The 19,083-nt window shown below is 31.3% G+C and carries 20 protein-coding genes; 13 read left to right on the top strand and 7 right to left on the bottom strand.

Annotated features, from left to right (window positions below; genetic code table 11):
* Positions 1-195: 195 nt before the first annotated feature.
* Entirely contained in the window at positions 196-654 is a 459-nt protein-coding gene (locus tag WNY78_RS17990; RefSeq protein ID WP_342874614.1) for a VOC family protein, read from the bottom strand.
* Positions 655-990: 336 nt separating this feature from the next.
* Here WNY78_RS17990 and WNY78_RS17985 point away from each other — a divergent pair, with 336 nt between their 5' ends.
* From WNY78_RS17985 to WNY78_RS17965, 5 genes are all read left to right on the top strand, one after another.
* Positions 991-1,521, top strand: a complete 531-nt coding sequence (locus WNY78_RS17985; protein ID WP_342874613.1) for a dihydrofolate reductase family protein — start codon at positions 991-993, stop codon at positions 1,519-1,521.
* 279 nt (positions 1,522-1,800) lie between these two features.
* Entirely contained in the window at positions 1,801-3,333 is a 1,533-nt protein-coding gene (locus WNY78_RS17980; protein ID WP_342874612.1) for a ferritin-like domain-containing protein, read from the top strand.
* A gap of 22 nt (positions 3,334-3,355) precedes the next feature.
* Positions 3,356-3,943 carry a hypothetical protein gene (locus tag WNY78_RS17975; RefSeq protein WP_342874611.1) on the top strand — a complete coding sequence of 196 codons (588 nt, stop codon included), beginning with the start codon at positions 3,356-3,358 and terminating at the stop codon, positions 3,941-3,943.
* The gene (locus tag WNY78_RS17970) at positions 3,933-4,853 is read left to right on the top strand and encodes a DUF692 domain-containing protein (protein ID WP_342874610.1); all 921 of its coding nucleotides are present in this window, start codon (positions 3,933-3,935) and stop codon (positions 4,851-4,853) included. The genes WNY78_RS17975 and WNY78_RS17970 overlap by 11 nt, the downstream gene beginning before the upstream one ends.
* A 5-nt stretch (positions 4,854-4,858) precedes the next feature.
* Positions 4,859-5,686, top strand: a complete 828-nt coding sequence (locus WNY78_RS17965; RefSeq protein ID WP_342874609.1) for a DNA-binding domain-containing protein — start codon at positions 4,859-4,861, stop codon at positions 5,684-5,686.
* A 101-nt stretch (positions 5,687-5,787) separates the two neighbouring features.
* Here WNY78_RS17965 and WNY78_RS17960 read toward each other — a convergent pair whose 3' ends face one another.
* The 3 genes from WNY78_RS17960 to WNY78_RS17950 all read right to left on the bottom strand — a co-directional run bounded on the left by WNY78_RS17960 (position 5,788) and on the right by WNY78_RS17950 (position 7,116).
* Positions 5,788-6,276, bottom strand: coding sequence for a hypothetical protein (locus WNY78_RS17960; protein WP_342874608.1), 489 nt, complete (start codon positions 6,274-6,276; stop codon positions 5,788-5,790).
* A gap of 44 nt (positions 6,277-6,320) precedes the next feature.
* Positions 6,321-6,551, bottom strand: coding sequence for a hypothetical protein (locus WNY78_RS17955; RefSeq protein ID WP_342874607.1), 231 nt, complete (start codon positions 6,549-6,551; stop codon positions 6,321-6,323).
* Positions 6,552-6,648: 97 nt separating this feature from the next.
* A complete protein-coding gene (locus WNY78_RS17950; RefSeq protein WP_342874606.1) occupies positions 6,649-7,116 on the bottom strand; it encodes an Hsp20/alpha crystallin family protein in 468 nt (155 codons plus the stop codon).
* 321 nt (positions 7,117-7,437) lie between these two features.
* On the opposite strand from WNY78_RS17950, the gene WNY78_RS17945 reads away from it, so the two are divergent.
* Entirely contained in the window at positions 7,438-8,652 is a 1,215-nt protein-coding gene (locus WNY78_RS17945; RefSeq protein ID WP_342874605.1) for an intradiol ring-cleavage dioxygenase, read from the top strand.
* A gap of 151 nt (positions 8,653-8,803) precedes the next feature.
* On the opposite strand, the gene WNY78_RS17940 is transcribed toward WNY78_RS17945, so the two are convergent.
* The gene (locus WNY78_RS17940; protein ID WP_342874604.1) at positions 8,804-9,586 is read right to left on the bottom strand and encodes an ABC transporter permease; all 783 of its coding nucleotides are present in this window, start codon (positions 9,584-9,586) and stop codon (positions 8,804-8,806) included.
* Positions 9,587-9,591: 5 nt separating this feature from the next.
* Complete coding sequence (locus WNY78_RS17935; protein WP_342874603.1) at positions 9,592-10,509, bottom strand: ABC transporter ATP-binding protein; 918 nt, start codon at positions 10,507-10,509, stop codon at positions 9,592-9,594.
* A 422-nt stretch (positions 10,510-10,931) separates the two neighbouring features.
* On the opposite strand from WNY78_RS17935, the gene WNY78_RS17930 reads away from it, so the two are divergent.
* The 7 genes from WNY78_RS17930 (at position 10,932) to WNY78_RS17900 (ending at position 18,368) form a co-directional block, all read left to right on the top strand.
* A complete protein-coding gene (locus WNY78_RS17930; RefSeq protein WP_342874602.1) occupies positions 10,932-11,873 on the top strand; it encodes a hypothetical protein in 942 nt (313 codons plus the stop codon).
* Positions 11,874-11,875: 2 nt separating this feature from the next.
* The gene (locus WNY78_RS17925; protein ID WP_342874601.1) at positions 11,876-12,403 is read left to right on the top strand and encodes a hypothetical protein; all 528 of its coding nucleotides are present in this window, start codon (positions 11,876-11,878) and stop codon (positions 12,401-12,403) included.
* Between the two features lie 131 nt (positions 12,404-12,534).
* The gene (locus WNY78_RS17920; RefSeq protein WP_342874600.1) at positions 12,535-14,031 is read left to right on the top strand and encodes a hypothetical protein; all 1,497 of its coding nucleotides are present in this window, start codon (positions 12,535-12,537) and stop codon (positions 14,029-14,031) included.
* Between the two features lie 129 nt (positions 14,032-14,160).
* Positions 14,161-14,607, top strand: a complete 447-nt coding sequence (locus tag WNY78_RS17915; protein ID WP_342874599.1) for a GNAT family N-acetyltransferase — start codon at positions 14,161-14,163, stop codon at positions 14,605-14,607.
* 129 nt (positions 14,608-14,736) lie between these two features.
* Entirely contained in the window at positions 14,737-16,389 is a 1,653-nt protein-coding gene (locus tag WNY78_RS17910) for a serine hydrolase (RefSeq protein ID WP_342874598.1), read from the top strand.
* A 65-nt stretch (positions 16,390-16,454) separates the two neighbouring features.
* Positions 16,455-17,096 (top strand): MOSC domain-containing protein, encoded by a 642-nt coding sequence (locus WNY78_RS17905; RefSeq protein WP_342874597.1) that lies wholly within the window; start codon positions 16,455-16,457, stop codon positions 17,094-17,096.
* A gap of 36 nt (positions 17,097-17,132) precedes the next feature.
* Positions 17,133-18,368: a DEAD/DEAH box helicase gene (locus tag WNY78_RS17900; protein ID WP_342874596.1), complete on the top strand. Its 1,236-nt coding sequence runs from the start codon at positions 17,133-17,135 to the stop codon at positions 18,366-18,368.
* A gap of 78 nt (positions 18,369-18,446) precedes the next feature.
* Here the strand turns inward: WNY78_RS17900 and WNY78_RS17895 are convergent, their stop codons facing one another.
* Positions 18,447-19,082 (bottom strand): hypothetical protein, encoded by a 636-nt coding sequence (locus WNY78_RS17895; RefSeq protein WP_342874595.1) that lies wholly within the window; start codon positions 19,080-19,082, stop codon positions 18,447-18,449.
* Position 19,083: the final 1 nt, after the last annotated feature.

Genomic DNA, 19,083 nt, shown 5'->3' with positions numbered 1-19,083 from the left:
AGTGTTCATTTTGTGTTTTCATAAGTGACTGTAATTAATTGCTTAATTTTTAGTCAACCTATTTCAGGAAAATTCATATTTCAAATTGGTTACAACGAGTTTGTGTATGGTATGCTTTGACAATTGTGTAACGTTTATTCTATTAAATTTAAAACCTATTTTGATATTATATCTTAACTTTTTATGCAAAATAGGTTAATGATTTGCATCATTAATCTCTATCCAATATCCGTCTGGGTCTTGAAAATATATTTGTCTTACTCCATCTGGTCTGGATTGGATTATTTTGCTTTCTCCAGTAAAATTAGAATATTCGATTCCTTTTTCATTTAAATATTCTAGATAACCATCAAAGTCATTTACTGTAAAAGCAAGATGAAGAACCTTGTTAACTTTTACATCACCATACTGATCAACCTGTGCTTGTGCAATGTGAAGTTGTTGGTTTTTCCCAGTTTCAAAGAATCGAATCAACTTATATTCAGGCCAAGGTGTTTCCAACTCCTTTAAATTTAATATGTCGTTATAAAATTCAGCACTGATATCAATATTATCTACTTGAATTGTTGAATGGTCATGTTGGAGTTCAAAAGTTTGAGCAATAGAATAAAAAGAACTGAAAATTAAAGTAAACATCAATATCAATTTTTTCATAATTATTGATTTTTGGTTAATACATGTAAGTTACCAAAAAAATCTTAACTCATTCGTTTTGAACATTATATAAAAGTCGTGGTCATACTGAATGTGTACGTATATAGATTCGTTGCGTTTGCACTAAGTTAGCAAATACGAAAGATATTCCGATTGGAAGTTCCGAGCAATAAATTACATACAAGCACATTTAATTACTGACTCTCAACTACTTGTAAAATCCTTAGGTGTTTTTTCTGGTTCGTTTTCTTTTATTAACTTAGTTCTTACCAACGTAACAAACTATACACAACACCTCAATGATTAATGTAAAAACTACCGAATAAAAATGAAATTATGCAAAAGATTATTTACTACGTTGCAAGTTCTCTTGACGGATTTATTGCAGGAATAAATGACGATATAAGTCAATTCATACTTCAGGGTAAAGGCGTTGAAAAATATCAGGCTGACCTTTTAAAATTTGAAACCGTAATAATGGGAAGAAGAACTTATGAATTTGGATTTAAATATGGTCTTCAGTCAGGTCAACCTGCTTATCCACATATGGAAAACTATATTTTCTCTGATTCATTAGAAATTGAAGATTTGGCAAAATCTGTTCATATCGAAAAAAAATCTATTAACCGAATGACAGAAATTAAAAGAAATTCTAAAACAGATATTTATTTATGTGGTGGTGGAGAATTTGCTGGTTGGCTTTTAGATAATAATCTAATTGACCAACTTAAACTAAAATTAAATCCAATAATTCTTGGTGAGGGAATTCGTTTATTTGGAAATTCTACAACGACGAAAAAATGGAATTTGATTGAAAAAGAATCATTTGAGGATGGACTTCAGATTCTAACATACGAAAACAAGTAAAAAAACTATTTTCTCTAACTACAAGTCCTTTAGCCTAATAGTGTTGTCTGTACATAAAACACTAATCAAACATCGTTTAAAATCACTTTAAAACTCAGAAAAAAAAGTCACCTTTTTTGATATTGATTACCGTTTTTTATCTTATTTCTTTAAATACCATTCAAAAACAGGTATTTATACTCATTTTATTGCTTTTTAAAATTTCTATTTTTGGATTGAATGATTTTTAGCCAACATTTAAACATGAATAACAGAGGCTTCAAAATTTAAATTTCATCTATGTCAACACAAAAACTTTTTAAATTCGATACTGAGGTTACACCAGATAACCTAGAGGATGTAATGCAGCAAGCAATTACTTTAGAACTTGCAACAATCCCAACTTATCTGTCCACTTATTATTCTATTAATAGAGCACAAGATCAAGATCAATTGTATGCAAAACTTCACAATCAACTTTCCGCATCAGGAAAAAGAAACAAAGAAGACATTGACAAATTAGCTCAAGAATTAAAGCTAGATATTCTAGTCTACTCCAATAAATCTGCTGCACTAACCATGAGTGTTGTAATTGAAGAAATGCTTCACTTAGCTCTGTCTTGTAATGTAAAACAAGCTGTTTGTCAAGTCGCTCCAGATCTTATGTCAATAGGCAAGATATTAAGGTTTCCGACTCAATTAGATGGTCATGAACCTGAGTTTACAATCAATGCAGCTAAATTATCATTAAATCAGTTAACAACATTTTTACAAATTGAAAGTCCACAACCTTTTGTAGATCCTAATACAATATTACTAAGGCAAGCTAAAGTTGAGTATCACACGATTGGTCTTTTGTATGAAAAAATCATGAAATGTATCAGCGATAATTTCCCTGGACCTTATAAAAAACGCCCACAATTACTTCCTCCAGAAACTGGATCTGGTCCAAGACCCTTCTACTCTCAAAACTCGATGAATACAGTTCATTATGATAGAGATCATAATCCTCATTTTGCAAATGAAAATGATAGTGGAGAATTAGTTGGAGTCTATGATAGCCAGTCTGCCATTGAAGCTTTGCATTTCATTGTTGAACAAGGAGAAGGAAGTACCACAAAACAAAACGAGAAACCACAACATACCTTAAAATGGGGTCCTGATAAAATGCCAATCCCAATGAACATTATTGTTGATGAAAACAATGTGCCAAAAGCTGAGTTTTGGGAAGGCGATTATGAAGATGAAGGTAAAGAACTAGCACATTTTGCTAAGTTTCTAGAAGCATATAGCCTTGGCCGTTATTATGAAAATAAGTTTAAAGATATTGAAGGTCTAGATGATTTCTACAGTTATTTTGTCTATAATCAAGCTAGTAATCCTACACAAGCAGATTATGAAAATCCTAATGGAGGTAATATAGCTTTAGCCCTAGCTAATAAGCTTGGAAGCGCTGTTTTTGCTTACATTCTTTTAATGATAGAAACTTGCTATTACGAAGAGGAAGATACGCAGTACGATTTATTCATGTTTGGTATTCACAAATCAATGATTTGGTTATTGAGCGAAACTGGAAACCATATTAATTCATATACCTACACCAAAGATAATAAAGAATACAACGGAGCTTTATCGTTTGAACCTTTCTCTTTTGAAAAGAGCAGTTTAAGACCTAAAGAACAAATTTTAGCAATTCTTGATGAATTAGGTAAAGCAGATCACTATTGGAAAGATTGGGGAGACAACTATTTTCCTTCTCTTCCTGATGTAGGAACAGATCATAGCATTATAAAAAATGTTCCTGACGTACCAAGCACACCATTTACACATTAACACTTAATAAAAAACTAGAAATATGTCATCGGAATTAGAAAGTAAAGAGCTTCACGTGTGCATGGGATTAAATTCATGCAAAAACTCTGGATATTCAGGCAAAAATGATTGTGCTGGACTTGGAGACTGTGCTACTGCAGTAAATCATCCATGTCACACATTGAATTCTTGTAAAGGACAAGGAGCTTGTGGAATCTTCGGAACTACTGAAGAATTTTGTCATCCAGGAGAAAACGATTGTCGCTATCAAGGAAGTTGTGGTGTGCCTATATTAAACTCACGCTTTATAGCGCAAGGACCTAACAAAGGACGAAGTGTTTGGTTGTTGGCAAGGGCTCGCTTTGAGCAAAAAAGAGATGCTAATAAAGAAAATTATGGAGAAGCACCTCTACCTTTTGGACCTACGGAAGACTATGTAAATAAACTTCGTGGTACGACTGGTCAAAATTATTCATCTTGTTCGCAAAGCGGATCTCGAGCATGTTCGTATTCTAATGACAAAGCACTAAGAGCAGTTGAAAAGGATGCAAGAGTTTTGAATATGAATTTAAAAAGCAAAGCTTTAATGCCAGATACACTTAGTACATGTCCTCCAAAAAATGAAAAATAGACTTGGATTACCAAATTTAGGACTTGGATTAGGACTTAGAAGTGAACATTTTGAACATATTCTTGAAAAATCTCCCGAAGTAGATTGGTTTGAGGTCATTTCAGAAAATTTCATGGATTCCTATGGTCGTCCGCGACACATATTAAAACAAATTGCTGAGAAATACCCTTTAGTAATGCATGGAGTATCTATGTCTATTGGTAGTACTGATCCTTTAAATTTTGATTATTTAAAAAGCTTAAAGGTCTTAGCAGATGAAATTAAACCTGCTTGGATTAGCGATCATTTGTGTTGGACAGGAGTTCTCACCACAAATTCACATGATTTATTACCCTTACCTCTCAATGACGAATCTCTTAAACACGTTTGTGATCGTATCAATCAAATACAAGATTATATAGAAAGACCACTTGTAGTAGAGAATCCAAGTACCTACGCTACATTCAAAAATTCTAATATTCCTGAATGGGAATTTTTAAAATTAATGACTGAAGAAACTGGTTGCGGATTACTATTAGATATTAACAATGTTTATGTTTCTTCATTTAATAACGATTTTGATCCTGTAGAATATATTAATGAGCTGCCTCATGATAAAATAGTGCAAATGCATTTGGCTGGACATCAAAATATGGGGAATTATATTATTGATACACATGATAGAGAAGTGACCGATAAGGTATGGAAACTCTTTCAAATGACTTATCAACTTGCCAATGAAGCTTCTATATTATTAGAATGGGATGGTAACATTCCAGAGTTTGATGTTTATCATTCTGAATTAATGAAATCGAAAAAATACATGAATCCTAATTTCAATAAAGCTGAAGAAGACAGGCAGTATTCTAACCAAGAACAGGTTTCTAATCCACTAAATGTAGTTCCTTTAGAATTCACAAATGAATCTTAGTTATATTGAAGCAAAAAATCAACATACCACTTACTAAATTCCAGCAATGGATGCAACAATTACTATTAGATCCATTTCAACAAACAGATGTAAACCCTAAGGATTTACTTCCTGATGGTATTAATACTTTGGAAGATGTTATTCATGATTCTAAAAACCTCGCTGCAAAAAATCATTTAGCAATCTACCAACGTAGTTATATTGCACGATTGCGCAACTGTATGTCGATACAATTTAGCGCTTTAGAATATGCATTAGGAGAAGACATTTTTTATACTTTTGCTGATGACTATCTCGCTTCAAAACCTTCTTACAACTACAACTTAGCTTTATTAGGAAAACATTTTCCTGAATATTTAGAATCAAATAGACCTGACAAAGCTCTAAAAGAAGATTGGATTGATTTTGTGATTGAATTGGCTCAATTTGAATACGACCTTGGAATTATTTTCGAAAAGAAAGCAGAAGAAAACTATCAATTGGCAACACCTGATTCAAAAGATGAAGAGCTCAAATTAGTTCCGATATGTGAACTCTTTGCTTTTCAATTTCCTATACGACAATTTTACTCCGAGTTTAAAAAAGGAAAGGAACCAAACTTGCCATTTCAATCCAAGAGTTATTGTATTGTGCTAAGACATAACTTTAAATTGGCAGTATATGACTTACAAAAAGAACAGTATCAATTTCTAAGCTATTTAAAAGAAGGAATGAATATTACTGAAGCAAAATCTAAATTCAAAATAGACCATGCAAAAAAAGCCTTCGATTTTGACAACGTTTGGAGCAACTGGAAAACACGTTGGATCGAAGCTAAGCTATTTCAGATTTAATTGAGTGTTTACAATTTTTAAGATCAACTTTTGTTTAAATTAAATCAACACGTCAGGTGTCATACAACAATATTAATTCACAAAAAAAAGACGAAAACTATTTAGTTTTCGTCTTCAGGTTTTATAAATTCTGATTGATATTTTTCTAAAAATTTCTTTTGTCTTGCAATCATTTGCTGTCTTATTTTGTCTATGTCCATAAAGTCATTACCAAAATCACTTCCAAAAAAATCGTCATTAAAGAAACGTTTGCTAAAAAGTGAATCTTGAGAAAAAACATCTTCAAAACCTTCATTTTCAAATCTTGAGAAATTTGCAAAAAATCTAGATTTGTAGGATTGCATCAAACTATCTTTCTCTAAAGTTGAAAAATCATCAAATTTGTTATTAGAGGACCAGGTATAAATACTATCATATCTAATTAAATTCCCGTTTTTATCAAACTCTTTATCAACTTTCCAGTTGCCTTTTGGTTGTTCAACTGTACTTTTTTCATTGTCTTTAGTTTCAATCTTTTTGGTTTCATTTTTTTGACCATCACAGCTAATACTTAACATAGCTACCATTAAAAATAAAATATACTTTTTCATTGTATGTAAATTTTAAATTAGACACGTCTTAAGATTTAAGATTATTAAACTTTATATAAGCCTCCAGTTTCAATCGATTTAATCAATTTGTTTTGATTAAACACTTCTTTTTTACGTTCTCCATTTTTATACCAAACACATTCTAAATAAGTATCGTAATTGACCAAACCTAAAACCGAGTCTTTTCGTGGAATATATTTAAGAACTTCCATTTTTGGACTAGAGATTTTACCCTTAATTTTCACCCAATCTCCAGGTTTAAATTTCTTTGGCATAACAAACATTATTTAAAATTTCAAAATAGATTTATAAGAGGAGGCTGATTTTCTCAGCCTCCTACTCTAAAATTATTTAAAAAATTTAGTCAAACAATTATGAAATCTCAATAGTCCTGGGCGGTTTTTGCCTAGCTTCTTCTTTTTTAGGTAAAAGAATACTTAAAATACCATCCTGATAATTTGCATTAATCTCATCTTCATTTACACTCTCAGGTAAAGTAAAAGTTCTTTTAAAAGAAGAGTACCCAAATTCCATTCGAGTATAATTATCTTCATTTTTTTCATCTTCATTCTTAGACTCTGCAGATATGCTTAGTACTTGATTGTCAAGATCAAGTTGGAAATCAGACTTCTTAAGACCTGGAACTGCCATTTCTACCTTAAAAGCATCTGCTGTTTCTTTGATATTTACTTTTGGCAAAGTAATTCCTGTATTAAAATTTGAAGAAAATACTGATGGAAGATCTCTATTAAATATATCATCTAACCAACTAGGGAAGTTTACATTTGAATTAGTGTTAGCTAAACTTCCGTTTTTAGGAACATTAATTAAATTGCTCATAATTACAAAATTTTAAATTAAACATTATTTCAATTTTGAAACCTTCAATTGATTTCAATAATATTTCAACAAAAAAAATACCAAAATGAAAAAATTGCAGTTTTTGCACTCATATTTTCGTTAAATTCAATTCATAGACACCTGAAAACAAACATTTTGACATTTACTAAATACAAATTCTGTCAAATTGACATTTTTGCTACTTATCAATAATCCTGCACAATATTCTATCTGTTATTTATTTGCTAAATTAGTAGTACAAAGATGTAACTAACTACAAACTAACACCTTGTTCGAAAACCAATACAAATCGTAATACCAATGAAAAAAACGATAAGAATCATCATTTTGTTAGCTTTAGTAAGCACGTTAACCAACTGTAACGGACAAACAAAAAGTGAGAAAAAGCAATCCGAACTAAAAACAGACAAGAGAAAACTTGTTGGTGGAGGTTGTGACGGTTGTGAATTGATGTACGTTGGAATGCCAAAAAACATTAAATCAATTGACACAAGTGCAGGATGGACTGAAAAAGGTGAGAAGCTTTTAATTACAGGAACTGTTTATAAACTTGGCGGAAAAATCCCAGCACCAAATGTTATCATTTATTATTGGCAAACAGATACCAACGGACATTATTCTCCAAAAGCAGAAATGGACGAGCAAGCCAAAAGACATGGACATATAAGAGGTTGGGTAAAATCGGACGCAAACGGAAAATATGCAATTTACACCATTAGACCTGCACCTTATCCTAATAATGATATGCCTGCACACATCCACACGTCGATTAAAGAACCACATATCGCAGATGAATATTACATAGACGAATTCGTTTTTGATGATGACATTTTATTGACAAGCAAAAAAAGAAAGGCTGCTCCAAATCGTGGCGGAAGCGGAGTTTTAAGAGTGTTAATTGACAAGGACATGCAAGTAGCGGAACACAATATTATTTTAGGACTTAATATCCCGAACTATCCCGAAAAAAATCAAACTAAAATAAATTCAGGTCTTGAAATTGGCGAAGACCAACCGTCGTTCACACCTTTTCACGCTTTTGGACCAGATAAAGGCACTAAAACGTGTCCTGTTTGTAAATATGGAAGATTTCACGGTATCGTTTACTTTGTAGGTAACCATCCAAATTGGAATTACATAGAAGATTGGTTATCCTTTTTAGAACTAGAAAGTGTAAAACGTAGTAAGTATTTAAAAGTCTATTTCGTGTATGGTAACGAACAAGATTACAACAAGGAAAACAGACAAAAGGAATTGGAAAATTTAGGACACAAACTCAACTTAAAAAATACTGCCTTAACGTTTGTTCCATCGTTTTCAGACACGGAAAGTGAGGTAAACCTTAATAAATTAAATCCGGAAGTAGAAAACACATTTGTAATTTATAGAAACAGAGCGATAATAGATAAATTCGTGAACTTAAAACCAACGAAAGACAATTACAATCTTATTTCACAAACTTTAGACAACACAAAAAACGAATACTTTAATCTGCCTGAACCCAAACATGATTAACTTAAGAGTATGTTACTTACACAACTAAGTTAGTTGCTATGTTTGCTTGCTTCTATTTTTTTCTTCGGAAAAGCCTCATACTCAAACAAAGCACATTTCCGTAGAGAAATACATTGTGCAACAGTTGGAAAAACTCAGCTACAGAGAGCGATTATTTGATATTTAATTTTCTAATATGGAAATAACCAAAAATACTAGTGACTAAAAAACAGATTACACTATAAACGATAACAGACGAAACACCCAAAATTAAAGGCATTTTATCACCTAAAGAAACAGATAAAACGCTAAAAGAATAAGGGAAATAAATAGATTGTGGAGCTTGAGAAACAATGATCCCAATGATGGCTAAAAACATACCAAATCCTAAAGGGACAATAAAGTTTTTAAATCTAAAACTTAGCCAAAATTGAATTCCGATAATTCCTAAAGAAGCCACAAATGAAATTGATAGCATTTTAAGATATTTAAAATGTTCTGGCTGAAAGTTTAAAAAAGCCAAATCTGGATGTATTAATCCTAATAAAAATCCTGATAATAAAATGGCTAAATAATAATACACATATGTCGTAATTATAGCGAAAATCACGATGCTTAATTTCCCGAAATAGATACTCCATTTAGGGACAGGTAAAGCAAATAAATGCTTTAACCCTAATGATTTATGTTCTATTTGCATAATTAAACTTGTAATTAGCACAATAAACATGGGTATAAAAAATGGTGTTGAATTTTCAATTTGAACAGTCATAAAATAATCCCAAGGATTAACTCCATGTTTTGGTGTATTGGTTTCGTGTTTTAAAAAAAATGCGATAAAAAATAATATAGGAAAAAGTAGTGCGCTAATAATGGTAAGCCAAAAAGCAAATGTTCTTTTTAACTTAATAAACTCATTTTTTAGACTTGATATGTAGAATGATAATGCGGTCATACTCTTTAGTTTTCGGTTAGTGATAAGAAAAGCTCTTCTAAATTATTTTTAATAGACACTTGATAAATTGTAATATTTTCGGCTCTTAAAACATCTATCACTGCTGTAATGTCTTCTTTACTTTTCAACTCAATTTGTAAAAAATCATCTATTAAAGAGATGTGTTCCATTTTCAAATTCTTTAGAATTGACAAAGCTTCAATTGGCTTATCTACTTCTACATCTATTTTTATATCTGAACCTTTAGATGCCTTTAAACTCGCCACAGTATCCTGATATATCATCTTACCGTTTCTAATAATACCAACATGTGTACAAGTTCTTTCTATTTCACTTAGCAGATGACTAGAAATAAATATAGTTGTTCCGTAGGTTTCATTTAAGTCTTTAATAAGAGTTCTCATTTCAATAATTCCTTTAGGATCTAAACCGTTTGTTGGCTCGTCTAAAATGATAAGTTCAGGATTACTTAATAAAGAAATTGCTAATCCTAAGCGTTGTTTCATTCCTAAAGAATATTCTTTTATTTTCTTGTTTTTAGCATCTGTTAATTTTACAATGTCTAATACGTCATCTATTCTGTTAGATGATATGTTTTGACGATAGTTAGCTGCGATTCTTAAATTATCAATCGCATTTAAATGGTCGTATAAAGAAGGATTTTCGATTAAAGCTCCTACTCTATTTAAAATTTTAAGTCTCGTTTTAGTATTAAAAGTGTCTCCAAAAAACACAACTGATCCTGAGCTTTTCTTTAGCAGTCCTAGCATCAACCTAATTGTAGTGCTTTTCCCTGAGCCATTTGGCCCTAGAAATCCATAAATACTTCCTTTAGGAATTTTTAGTTCCAAATTCTCAATATCCTGTTTTGATTTATTATAAGAGAAATTAAGATGTTTTGTGTTTACAATAAGTTGGTTCATATACGAGTCTGGTTGATTTACTTAATAACTAAACGAATCAATCAACTAATTGTAACAAGCTGTTTTAAAGAATCTTGATTATTTTATATATTTCTACTGAATTAAAACAGTTCACAACAGCATGAATATTTATTTGCTAGTTAAGTGTGTACTCGTATTATTTTAGAAGTCTCCTTTGAGTTTGGTTTCTTTTACAAGATTAGTTGCTTATCCACATTCCTTTTCTTTACTACGGAAAACCGTAAACCAACCACATTTTTTTAACATACTTTTATTGAAATATACGTAGAACTACGTATAGGAATAATTGAATAGTTGCGTTACTTTTATTGTTGGAAACTTGGCATATACCTTAATATTATATGATAAAGTCAAGTTTAATTTATTATAATAGGAGTTAGGCATAATACGAGAAAAAGATTATGGATAGAATTTTACTTTCAACATATATTCTTAAAATAAGAGATAGACAAAAAAACGACCAAATTTTAAGTCGTTTTAACGGAGAAGACGATTTTTTGAGAATAATGGAAAATTATCTTAATTCTATTTTTGAAACAATCTTGGCTACTGCTGATACTCGAGAAACTACTGCAATTCATTTGACTTTAGACGCACCTCCAAATGTGAATATTGAAAATCGGAGCATTCACGGATTTTTCTCAACTGGAATAAGCGGAGAACAATATGACATTAAAGATGTTGAATCAAGAGAAACTATTGTAGAAGTGCAAAGGAATCACGCTGCTTTCCGAAACATCTTCTTTTATCTTAAAATACCAACGGAAAGAGATAACGGAGCTTTGATTTTACAGAGAAAAGCAAAATTTGGAATAAAGACGATTTTAAAGAAAACTTTAAATCGGTATGTTAAGGGACTAGGATATCAGAATTACACTGTGTTCATAAATAATGTTGTTCATGGTCGCGTTTATAGAACAATGATAAAACACGGAAATCTTAAAAAAGTAGATTTTATAAAAAGAAGATTGCCAAGTTCAATAGAAGCTTATTATAATAATGATATGCGTGAAGACCAAATACCTGGAACTTTAAAAACTTCGATGCTATCACCTACCAGTTTACCGCAAAATTATAAAAACTTTGTAAATGATTTATTTACAAATCCAGATAGAGAAAGAATTGAGATTGATGGTATCGATGAAGATTTTGACGAGGTTGAATTTGAACTAGAATTAAACGGAAAAAGAAAAACATTCTATGTCAAACATAAAAACCGTATTCAGCCAGATATTGATGTAACTGCTGATGCCGAATTAAGTGAACAAGGTCAACCAACAATCGAATCTCTAATAAGAATAAGTGAAGAGTTAATTGTTGATATAATTCAATTGAGAATTTAACTATGCTAAATAGAATTAACATAATTAAAATCATAAAAGACCATTTAGGTACTCTGAGAAGTCTAAACCAAGGCTCTGATAGAATTTATTGGAAAGATTTTTTATTGTTTTTTATTTTTCCAATCATCTTGTCAATCTTAGTGGTTTGCAAAGGATATTCATTTAAAGAACAACTAGGTAATTTAATCGCAGCGATTTCGATATTTGGTGGTTTTTTATTTAACCTTTTGGCTATAATTTACAGCCAAATGGAAAACATCAAACTAGATGCTGAAACAGAAGATGATAAAGTAAAAACAAGGTTTATAAACGAAATACATATAAACATTTCATTCTGCATAGTTCTATCCATTATCATTGTTTTATCACTACTATTAACCACAATTGATTTTCCTGAATTTGAATATTTGGAAATATTAAAAAAAGCAATAAACGTACTGAATTATTTTCTTATGATATTATTTCTATTGACTTTGACAATGATTTTGAATAGAGTTTATATACTTATGAAAAAAGGAGTTGCGAAATAGTTCTATGCCTAACAATGTAAAAAAAAAAAAAAATGACTTTAACTTAATTTAAAAAGTTTCGCTTACTACAGCCTTACTTTTTTATACTAGATCATTAAGCACAAGTTAAACATTATCAATTAATAAATCGAATGACCAATAAACTTAATAATAATTTAGGGTTTTTAAAAAACCCTTTTTCTAAATTTTCTGCAGAAGAAGAAATAGAATTTCATAATGAAATTTTTTATGAACCAAATTTTTATCAAACTTTACTAGATGATTTAAAATCCGGAACAAGTAGGTTCATTTTGGGACAAAGAGGTCATGGAAAATCCTCTATAATTCATAAATTAAAAAACGACCTTGAAATGTCTCAAGTTCTTACAATTATTATTGATCGTTTTGATGAAATTTCATTAGTAAACAATAAAATAGAATTACTCAATTTAATTTTACAAGAATTTGTCACTAAATATACTCTCTTTTTAAATAAAAATAAAGTTTACTTAAAAAAATTAAATGATGAAGATAAAGAAGTTCTTTGCCTTTTAATCAAACTATTCTTTAAGCCTTTAACCAAATCAGAATATGAATCAAGATATGATAATTTAAAAAAAATAAAAACAAAAAATTGGATCATTAATCTTTATAATAAAATTGTAAAGCCAACAAATTCCCTGATCGGTACAGGTATCCTCATAACATCAAAATTAATATCAGATTCCTTAAATCTTAGTAGCTTTGAAAATAATAATAGCTATACAGATTTCTTATCAGAAATAGAAAATATTAACACTTCTGCTACTTCACAAGAAAAAGAACTTATAAAAAGTAAAAGACATCTAAAAGAATTATTAAACAGATTAAATAAAATTTCAAAAAAAACCTTTTATAAATCATCTGTCGTTTTATTTGATAAAGTAGATGAATTCCAAGATTTAAATCAAGACATAAATAAGATTGCGCATTTCACAGAAGACATCTTAACTGATACCGAATTACTTCTACAAAATGATATTGCTATTGCTTTTAGTTTGTGGTCAGAAGTTAAACCTATTTTATCTAAAAAAGTTCGTTTTGATAAATTTAAAGAAATTGACATTAGTTGGAGAAATAGTAATATGGAACCTCTAATTGACAAACGAATTTTATATTTCTCTGGAAATACAAGAACTTTTTCAAGTCTTTTTGAGCATCAATCAGATATAGAAAATATAATTTCTATATCAAACAAATCACCTAGAGACCTTATATCTTGTCTTTCTGACATCTATGACTTTCAAACGTCCAATGATAATTCAACTGTATTTGAAAGCAACTCTGTTTCAAAAGGACTTATAAAATTTGCTAATAGATATGATTATTTATCAATGTATCCTTCGAGAACAGGTAAAAATAAAGATGTAATTAGTATGATTAACATTATACTTAGAACACGAAAAACAAATATTACAATAATGGATTTAAATTCTACATTTAATCAGAAAACAAAATGGAGTCAAGGAAAAATAGAAAGCATGGTTAAATACAAATTACTTGAAGAAGATTCTAAATTAGGTAATAATGGAGAAAAAATATACTCAGTTTTAGATCCTAAATTAATCCATTTAATAAAAAGAAACATTACAAGTCTAGAAAACAACTAGTTATATCACACTATAATTCACCACTTGTTCTAACTAATATACTAAACCAAGACATAACCAACCCAAAAACCTCATCGCCATACAATTAATCATTAACATTAAACAATCAAACAACAATACCAAACCAAAATGATTAGAGCATACACAAGCCAAGACAAATCAAAATTAATTGAGTTGTTAAGACAAAACACGCCTGAGTATTTTGCAGCTTCCGAAGAAATCGATTTTGTAAATTATCTACATAACGACATCGAAGATTATTTTGTTTACGAAGAGGATTCAAAAATTATAGGATGTGGTGGCATCAACTATTTTCCCGAAGAAAAGAGTGCCAGAATTTCGTGGGATATGATTGATCCAAAATCACATGGAAAAGGCATTGGTAAAAAAATAACGCAACACCGAATTCATCATATCAATGCAAATCCAAACATTGATTTTATTATTGTAAGAACAACTCAACTTGTCTATAAATTTTATGAAAAAATGGGTTTTGAATTACAAAACATTGAAAAAGATTTTTGGGCGAAAGATTTTGACCTTTATGAAATGCGAATGAAGAATAAAAACGGTTGATAATAAAGCTTATAATTAATTCACTAGTTCTCATTAACTTATAAAAACGTTAATCTCACTGTAACCAATCCCAAACTTAAGCGTCTTACAATAAATCAGTAACTTTAATCAATCAAAAATCAATTCGACATGACAACCAATCATCACATTTCCAAAGTAATCACGCTTTGTATCTGTTTACTTCTAACAGTAAGCAGTTTTGCACAAACCTTAGAGCAACAACTCGACTCCTATATTGGCGAGCAGTTCAAATCAAACGCACCAGCTATGTCTATTCTAGTCGCCAAAGATGGTAAAGCCATTTACAGCAAAGCCTTTGGAGATGCTAACCTTGAGTTAGATATTAAAGCAGCACCAAAACACGTTTTTGAAATTGGCTCAATCACCAAACAATTCACAGCAGTTGCTATTTTAATGCTAGAAGAACAAGGTAAGCTAAGTGTTAATGACGAGATCACTAAATTTATTCCAGACTACCCAACGCAAGGCAAAACCATAACGGTTCATCACTTATTAAATCATACTTCTGGGATTAAGAGTTATACCAATATGCCAAGTTTTATGGAGCTTGCGCGTACAGATATGACACCAACAGAGCTCATAGATAAATTTAAAAATGAGCCTATGGAGTTTGATCCAGGCACTCAGTTTAATTACAATAACTCTGGCTATATCCTTCTAGGTCAAATTATAGAAGTGGTTTCTGGACAAACGTATGCAGACTTTATTCAAACCCATATTTTTGATAAAGTTGGCATGACCAATTCGTATTATGGCAGTATGATAAACCTCATCCCAAATCGTGCAAGCGGTTACTCTCAAACAGAAACAGGTTATAGAAACGCAGATTATTTGAGTTTAACGCTTCCTTATGCTGCAGGTTCTATCATGTCAACCACAGATGATTTACTAAAATGGCAAAATGCAATTAATGCCAATACACTCATTAAAAAAAGCACTCTAGAAAAAGCCATAAATGGTTCAACATTATCAACTGGCGAAGCGATTCCTTATGGTTATGGTTGGTTAAAAGGTGATATCAATGGTTCACGTACTGTGGAGCATTCTGGCGGAATTTTCGGCTATTCTACAAATGGCATTTTCCTTCCAGAAGAGAATGTTTATGTGGTTGGATTGTCTAACTGTGACTGTGGAAACGTTGGTGCCATCACCACAAATGTAGCAGCAATGGTAATTGGGAAACCGTTTCCTAAAAAAGAAGATGCCATTACATTAACCCAAGCACAACTCAGCAAATGGGTTGGTGCTTATGAATTTGAAGGCGCTATTCGTCATATCACCCTAAAAGACAACCAATTATTTAGTCAGCGAGAAGGAAGTGTCAATCTTGAGATTTATCCCATGACAGAGACTAATTTCATTTTTGATGGTGGTAGTACTATGTATGATTTTTATACTGAAAATGGAAACCGCATGGTCACTATGAAAGCTAACGGAAATCCTACGACAGGAAAAGGAATTGATAAAACACCTCCTGCTGAACGTGCAGAAATCACATTAGATGTTGATGTGCTCAAGCAATATATTGGAACTTATGAAATTCAACTTGGATTTAATATTGAAGTTAGTGTAAAAGACAATAAAATCTATGGTAAAGCTACAGGTCAAGGCGAATTTGAATTATTTGCAGAAGAGAAAGACAAATTCTTTTTAAAAGTAGTTGCTGCAGACCTTCACTTTTTTAGAAATGCAGAAGGTAAAGTGGAACGCTTAATCTTATTTCAAGGCGGACAAGAAATGCCTGGAAAGAAAATAGATTAAAACCAAAGTACATAAAGACACAAAACCATCTTAAGCAATTGAGATGGTTTTTGTAATTTTAATTCATGAAAATCATCTCAACAAACATCGCAAAACCAACCACATTCATCTGGAATGGTAAGGAAGAAACTACAGGTATTTATAAGAAACCGGTTGACACTTCTATTTTCCTCGGAAATGAAACGGTTAAAGACGATGAAGTCTCAGACAGAAAACATCATGGAGGCGAATACAAAGCCTGCTATTTGTTTTCGACAGATCAGTATCCCTATTGGAAAAACTTGTATCCTAACCTAGATTGGTCTTTTGGTATGTTGGGTGAAAACCTTACTGTAGAAGGTTTAAACGAAAAAGAATTACATATTGGTGACGTCTATAAAGTTGGCAACGCTCTAGTTCAAATCACACAACCTAGAGAACCTTGTTATAAATTTGCGATGAAATTTGACTCTAATGACGTTTTAAAACAATTTATTGATCATGGTTATCCAGGAACATACGTGAGAGTTTTAAAAGAAGGCACTGTAAAAAATGGTGATACGTTTGAGTTGGTTGAAAAAGCAACAGATAGTATTTCTATTTTTCAGTTTTTTGAGCTTTTGTATGCTAAAGAAAAAAACCAAGAATTACTTCATCTCGTTGTAGAGAACGAAGCACTTCCTCTTAAAAAACGAATAAAATTGGCAGCATATATTAAAAATAGTTGATTTGCTTTAACCTATCTTTGCCACAAATAATTACACATGTCATTTAAAGACTTAAAACTCAACAAACCTATTTTAAGAGCAGTTGCCGAAGCTGGTTACGATAATCCAACATTGGTACAAGAGCAAACGATTCCTTTTGTTTTAGAACGCAGAGATGTCATTACCTCAGCACAAACAGGAACTGGTAAAACAGCAGCTTTTGCATTACCTATTTTACAGTTGTTGTATGACAAACAGGCTGCACCTAAAAAAGGAAAGAAAATTAAAGCGTTGATAATAAGTCCTACGCGAGAATTAGCAATACAGATCAATAAAAACTTTGTAACCTACGCTAAGCATACAGATTTGACATCTGCTGTGGTATATGGAGGAACATCAATTGAGCCACAAAAAGACATTCTTAAAAAGGGTGTTGATATTTTAGTTGCGACTCCTGGACGTCTCCTCGATCTTCATAAACAAGATTTATTAAATTTAGATTATATAGAAACGTTAGTTCTTGATGAAGCAGATTTAATGCTAGACATGGGATTTATAGATGACGTTAAAAAAGTTGAACGTTTGTGTCCAGATACTAAGCAAACGCTTCTATTTTCGGCAACAATGCCATTTAAAGTGGAGCAGTTAGCCAATTCTATATTAAAAAATCCAGAACGTATTGAGGTGACACCTACATCTTCCGCAGCAAAAAATGTGAGTCAGGTGTTGTATTATGTTCCGAAGAAAAGCAAAATAGAACTTTGTTTACATGTGCTTAGAAATACAATTGAAGGTAATATCTTAATTTTTAGACGTACCAAATTTGGTGTAGATAAATTACATGAAACACTCATAAATAATGGTTTCACTGCTGAGCGTTTACATGGAGACCGTTCTCAAATTGAACGTCAAAATGCCTTGGCAGATTTTAAACGTGGTAAAGTAAATATCCTTATTGCGACAGATGTTGCTGCTCGTGGAATTGACATTATTGACTTAGATGCTGTTATCAATTTTGATTTACCTAACGTACCAGAAACCTATGTTCACAGAATTGGTAGAACTGGTCGTGCTGGTGAGTTTGGAAACTCCTACTCGTTTTGTTCTGCAGATGAAAAACCCTATGTGAAAGCCATTCAGCAATTGATAAATGTTCAAATTCCTGTAGAAGAAACACATCCTTATCCTTTAGATCCAAAAGCGCAACCTATTGTTCATAAAAAACAAGGAAGCAAGTATAGAAAAAGTCGTAAAGGTGAAGGTTCTAAAAAGAAAAAGAAACGTTGGTATTAAATAAGCTAGAAGCTGGAAGACATAAGACCGAAGTCAAAAAATCCATTAGTTAATAACCAATGGATTTTTTTTTATAAGTTAATCAAACTTCATTTCGAAAAGTAAGTAGTGTTCTATCCCAAATTTTTCTCCCCATTTTTCTATAGAGTCTCCTGAGGTTCCAACGTCACACCATGACTTTGAACCGTCTTCTCTTTCGTACGGCAAGATGTAGGCGAGAAAATAAAAGGTTTCATTGTATCCAATTTGTAAATTGCTTTCATCAGCTAGATTTCGTAAACTATAATCTTCAGAGCCTGTTGCATCATAATCTTTGGTCACACTAAATCTTGGAAACTTAAACTTTACTCTTAGATTATTACCTGTGTGTCTAGCAATGATTCGCATGCTAAGTATCGAGTCATTAATCGTTTCAAAATGTTTAATTCCAATATTTTTACTATCAAATACTGTTGTATCATTTACGACTTTACCGTTCCAAATTTCTTTGACAGTTATGTGATAGCTTTTCCCTTTTAGATCTTTCCCTGAAAAATCGACTTTCATATAATCAATACCTTGAAAGCTTAGCAAATCATTGATTTCTGAATTATCAGATCCATATTCTGTTACCATTTTTAAATCTGAAGTCGTATTAAAATCTACGTCGTTTTTTTGCGCGTTAAGTGTGCTGAAGCAAATGAATGCTACAGCCAAAATCATTAATTTTTTCATT

Source organism: Psychroserpens sp. AS72, from assembly GCF_038900375.1.
Taxonomy (GTDB): Bacteria; Bacteroidota; Bacteroidia; order Flavobacteriales; family Flavobacteriaceae; genus Psychroserpens.
The sequence above is the reverse complement of the archived record's forward strand: the minus strand, read 5'-3'. Positions and strand labels throughout refer to the sequence as shown.

Bases quoted from the DNA above. Each gene is read 5' to 3' on its own strand.
- WNY78_RS17925 (WP_342874601.1), top strand. From the start codon at position 11,876: ATGCTAAATAGAATTAACATAATTAAAATCATAAAAGACCATTTAGGT.
- WNY78_RS17930 (WP_342874602.1), top strand. From the start codon at position 10,932: ATGGATAGAATTTTACTTTCAACATATATTCTTAAAATAAGAGATAGA.
- WNY78_RS17945 (WP_342874605.1), top strand. From the start codon at position 7,438: ATGAAAAAAACGATAAGAATCATCATTTTGTTAGCTTTAGTAAGCACG.
- WNY78_RS17955 (WP_342874607.1), bottom strand. From the start codon at position 6,551: ATGCCAAAGAAATTTAAACCTGGAGATTGGGTGAAAATTAAGGGTAAA.
- WNY78_RS17910 (WP_342874598.1), top strand. From the start codon at position 14,737: ATGACAACCAATCATCACATTTCCAAAGTAATCACGCTTTGTATCTGT.
- WNY78_RS17920 (WP_342874600.1), top strand. From the start codon at position 12,535: ATGACCAATAAACTTAATAATAATTTAGGGTTTTTAAAAAACCCTTTT.
- WNY78_RS17940 (WP_342874604.1), bottom strand. From the start codon at position 9,586: ATGACCGCATTATCATTCTACATATCAAGTCTAAAAAATGAGTTTATT.
- WNY78_RS17990 (WP_342874614.1), bottom strand. From the start codon at position 654: ATGAAAAAATTGATATTGATGTTTACTTTAATTTTCAGTTCTTTTTAT.
- WNY78_RS17900 (WP_342874596.1), top strand. From the start codon at position 17,133: ATGTCATTTAAAGACTTAAAACTCAACAAACCTATTTTAAGAGCAGTT.
- WNY78_RS17935 (WP_342874603.1), bottom strand. From the start codon at position 10,509: ATGAACCAACTTATTGTAAACACAAAACATCTTAATTTCTCTTATAAT.
- WNY78_RS17980 (WP_342874612.1), top strand. From the start codon at position 1,801: ATGTCAACACAAAAACTTTTTAAATTCGATACTGAGGTTACACCAGAT.
- WNY78_RS17915 (WP_342874599.1), top strand. From the start codon at position 14,161: ATGATTAGAGCATACACAAGCCAAGACAAATCAAAATTAATTGAGTTG.
- WNY78_RS17985 (WP_342874613.1), top strand. From the start codon at position 991: ATGCAAAAGATTATTTACTACGTTGCAAGTTCTCTTGACGGATTTATT.
- WNY78_RS17975 (WP_342874611.1), top strand. From the start codon at position 3,356: ATGTCATCGGAATTAGAAAGTAAAGAGCTTCACGTGTGCATGGGATTA.
- WNY78_RS17895 (WP_342874595.1), bottom strand. From the start codon at position 19,082: ATGAAAAAATTAATGATTTTGGCTGTAGCATTCATTTGCTTCAGCACA.
- WNY78_RS17950 (WP_342874606.1), bottom strand. From the start codon at position 7,116: ATGAGCAATTTAATTAATGTTCCTAAAAACGGAAGTTTAGCTAACACT.
- WNY78_RS17970 (WP_342874610.1), top strand. From the start codon at position 3,933: ATGAAAAATAGACTTGGATTACCAAATTTAGGACTTGGATTAGGACTT.
- WNY78_RS17905 (WP_342874597.1), top strand. From the start codon at position 16,455: ATGAAAATCATCTCAACAAACATCGCAAAACCAACCACATTCATCTGG.
- WNY78_RS17960 (WP_342874608.1), bottom strand. From the start codon at position 6,276: ATGAAAAAGTATATTTTATTTTTAATGGTAGCTATGTTAAGTATTAGC.